At 72.9% G+C, this 2896-nt stretch carries 4 protein-coding genes; 3 read left to right on the top strand and 1 reads right to left on the bottom strand.

Annotation, left to right across the window (positions count from 1 at the left end):
• Nucleotides 1-51 precede the first annotated feature (51 nt).
• Together cofD and EIO58_RS15425 are read left to right on the top strand one after the other, a co-directional pair.
• Nucleotides 52-1035 (top strand): 2-phospho-L-lactate transferase, encoded by a 984-nt coding sequence (gene cofD, locus EIO58_RS15430; protein WP_127820253.1) that lies wholly within the window; start codon nucleotides 52-54, stop codon nucleotides 1033-1035.
• A 1-nt stretch (nucleotide 1036) separates the two neighbouring features.
• Nucleotides 1037-1780, top strand: a complete 744-nt coding sequence (locus tag EIO58_RS15425) for a sulfite exporter TauE/SafE family protein (protein ID WP_127820252.1) — start codon at nucleotides 1037-1039, stop codon at nucleotides 1778-1780.
• Nucleotides 1781-1783: 3 nt separating this feature from the next.
• On the opposite strand, the gene EIO58_RS15420 is transcribed toward EIO58_RS15425, so the two are convergent.
• The gene (locus tag EIO58_RS15420; RefSeq protein ID WP_127820251.1) at nucleotides 1784-2215 is read right to left on the bottom strand and encodes a cupin domain-containing protein; all 432 of its coding nucleotides are present in this window, start codon (nucleotides 2213-2215) and stop codon (nucleotides 1784-1786) included.
• A gap of 108 nt (nucleotides 2216-2323) precedes the next feature.
• On the opposite strand from EIO58_RS15420, the gene EIO58_RS15415 reads away from it, so the two are divergent.
• A complete protein-coding gene (locus EIO58_RS15415; protein ID WP_127820250.1) occupies nucleotides 2324-2758 on the top strand; it encodes a hypothetical protein in 435 nt (144 codons plus the stop codon).
• The last annotated feature ends 138 nt before the right edge of the window (nucleotides 2759-2896 follow it).

Below are 2896 nucleotides of genomic sequence, written 5' to 3'. Positions count from 1 at the left end.
CCCCGCACCGGCGCGTTTCCGCTGCCCGGCACCGAGCGGGGCTGAGGCGGCATGCGCGACTCGCCCCGCATCGTCGTGCTCGCCGGCGGGGTCGGGGGCTCGCGCTTCGTCCTCGGCGTGCGCGGCGCGCTGCGCGCCCGCGGCATCCGCGACACGGCCTCAGCCCTCACGGTCGTCGTCAACACGGGCGACGACCTGTGGCTGTCGGGCGTGCGTCTCCAGCCCGACGTCGACTCCGTCACGTACGCACTCGCCGGCGTCAACGACACCGAGCGCGGCTGGGGCCGGCAGGGCGACTCGGAGCGCGTCAACGAGGAGCTGCAGGCGTGGGGCGCCGGCTGGCCGTGGTTCACGCTCGGCGACCTCGACCTCGGCACCCATATCGCCCGCACGGGCTGGCTGCGCGATGGCCACACGCCGACGCAGGTGATCGAGCGGATGTCGCACCGCTGGCCCCTCGGCGCGCGTCTGCTGCCGATGACCGACGCCGAGGTCGACACGGTGGTGATCCTGCACGACGGCACCCGCCTGCACTTCCAGGAGTGGTGGACGCGGCACCGAGCCACGCTCCCGGCGGCCCGGTTCGAGAACCTCGGGATCGCGGACGCCTCCCCGGCACCTGGCGTGGTTGAGGCGGTCGCGCAGGCCGACGCCGTGCTCCTGGCGCCGTCGAACCCCGTCGTCTCGATAGGTCCGATCCTCGCCGTGCCCGGCGTGCGCGACGCGCTGCGCGCCACGTCCGCCCCGGTCGTCGGGGTCTCACCGATCATCGGCGGACGCGTCGTGCGCGGCATGGCCGACGCCTGCCTCGCGGCGATCGGAGTCGAGACGTCGGCTGCCGCGGTGGCGGATCTCTACGGGGCCCGCGGCGACGGCGGTCTGCTCGACGCATGGCTGCTCGCCGAGGAGGACGGAGCCCTCGCGGGCGAGGTCGCCGGGTTCGGCATCCGTCCCGTCGTCACGCCGCTGTGGATGACGGATGCCGCGCGCTCAGCGGCGCTCGCCGAGTCGGCGCTGATCGCGGCCGGCGTCTGACGTGCCCGAGCTCGCGTGGTGGGCGTGGGCGCTGCTCGGCATCGCCGCGGTCGTCGTCGGGCTCTCGAAGACCGCCGTTCCCGGGGCGGGGACCATCGCCGTCGCGATCTTCGCGGCGGTGCTGCCGGCGAAGCAGTCGACGGGGGTGCTGCTGCTCCTGCTGATCGTCGCCGACGTCTTCGCGGTGGCGATGTACCGGCGGCACGCCGACTGGCGGGCGCTCGCGCGGCTCGCGCCGGCGGTCGTGGGCGGGGTGCTCGTCGGAGTGGTGTTCCTGTGGCTGGCGAACGACACCTGGGTCAAGCGCACGATCGGCGTGATCCTGCTGCTGGTCATCGCGATCACGCTGCTGCGGCGCCGGTTCGCCTCGACCGTCGAATCGGGCGGCTCGCGCCGCATCGCCGCCGCGACCTACGGCACGCTGGGCGGCTTCACGACGATGGTGGCGAACGCTGCGGGACCGGTGATGTCGATGTACTTCCTCGCCGCACGGTTCGAGGTGAAGGCGTTCCTCGGCACCGCGGCCTGGTTCTTCGCGATCGTGAATCTGTTCAAGGTGCCGTTCTCGATCGGCATCGGCATCATCACGGTGCCAGGGCTCTTGATCGACCTGGTGCTCGTGCCGCTCGTCGCGGCGTCGGCCTTCCTCGGACGCTGGCTCGCCGCCCGCATGCCACAGGCGCTCTTCGAGAGGCTCGTGATCGTCTTCACGATCGTCGGGGCGGTGTACCTGCTCGTCGCCTGACGGTCAGGCCCAGGGCGACGAGCGGCCGTTGTCTCGAGTGCTGTCGTCGGGGAACTGCGGAAGCTCATGGCCGCCCGCGCGGATGCAGAGCCAGCGCAGCTGCTCAGGGCTGTCGGGCATCGCTCGCCACGTGCGCCACACGCCCTGGCCGACGCGCACCACCGTGCCGGGGCCCACATCGACGATGTCGTCGTCGAGCCCCATCTGGCCGCGTCCCGTGAGGAACACGTACAGCTCCTCGATCCGCGCGTGCTGATGCCAGTAGCCGGCCTCCTCACCGGGCTCGAAGGCGTTCGCGGTCATGCCGATGTACTGCATCGTCATGTCGTGGTCGACGACACGGCGACCGTCGCGCGAGCTCTCGGGCCGGAACCCGCCGTAGTGCTCGCGCCACTCGTCGAGCCCGCCCATCTCCAGCAGCTGGTAGTCGCTCATGCCGCCAGGTTAGCGGTGCCGCCGCCAGGCGCGGCGGCGGAGGCGGTTTCCCGCGCATGAATGGCGGATGCCGAGAGGGCGGGTCGGTGCGGACGCTACCCTCTCGAGATGACGTCCGCTGCGCAGACCGGTCCCGGTTCTGCTGTTGCGCCCGGGCCGAGCTGGCGCTTCTGGACGACGCTGGGGGTGTGGACGGCGGTCGTCGCCGGCTTCGTCGTGCTCTTGGCGACGTTCGGGGAGCTGCTCGCCATGGCTCTCGGCCGGGCGCTGGGTGGACAGCCTGCGGTCGCGGAGATGGTCCCCGCGTACTGGTCGTTCGTCTGGACCTCGATCGGACTCGGCGCCGCCGCGGTCGCGGCGGCCAGCGCACGTCGGTGGGTCGCGCTGGTCCTGGCTCTGCTGCTCGCCGCGGGCGGCGGCGTCCTCGCCGTGGGGCTCTTCCCGCAGGTGCGCTCCATCGTCGCTCCCGCCGAGCAGGTCGACCCGGCTCCGCTCCTGTGCCAGTGCCACAGCGGTGGCACCTGCGACTGCCCGGGCGGCTGAGCGGGCGTTCAGCTCCGGCGCGCCGCGCTCAGCAGCGCCGCCGTGCGCGAGCCGAGACCGAGAGCCCGAGCCGCGTCGAGCTGGTCGGCGGTGTCGACGTCGCGGCGCAGGGTCGAGGCATCCTGCACCGCCAACGGC

The sequence above is a fragment of the Microbacterium sp. CPCC 204701 genome (assembly GCF_004010105.1).
Classification (GTDB): domain Bacteria; phylum Actinomycetota; class Actinomycetes; order Actinomycetales; family Microbacteriaceae; genus Microbacterium.
The sequence above is the reverse complement of the archived record's forward strand: the minus strand, read 5'-3'. Positions and strand labels throughout refer to the sequence as shown.

Coding starts and splice junctions, on each gene's coding strand:
- EIO58_RS15415 (WP_127820250.1), top strand. CDS start 2,324: ATGACGTCCGCTGCGCAGACCGGTCCCGGTTCTGCTGTTGCGCCCGGG.
- EIO58_RS15420 (WP_127820251.1), bottom strand. CDS start 2,215: ATGAGCGACTACCAGCTGCTGGAGATGGGCGGGCTCGACGAGTGGCGC.
- cofD (WP_127820253.1), top strand. CDS start 52: ATGCGCGACTCGCCCCGCATCGTCGTGCTCGCCGGCGGGGTCGGGGGC.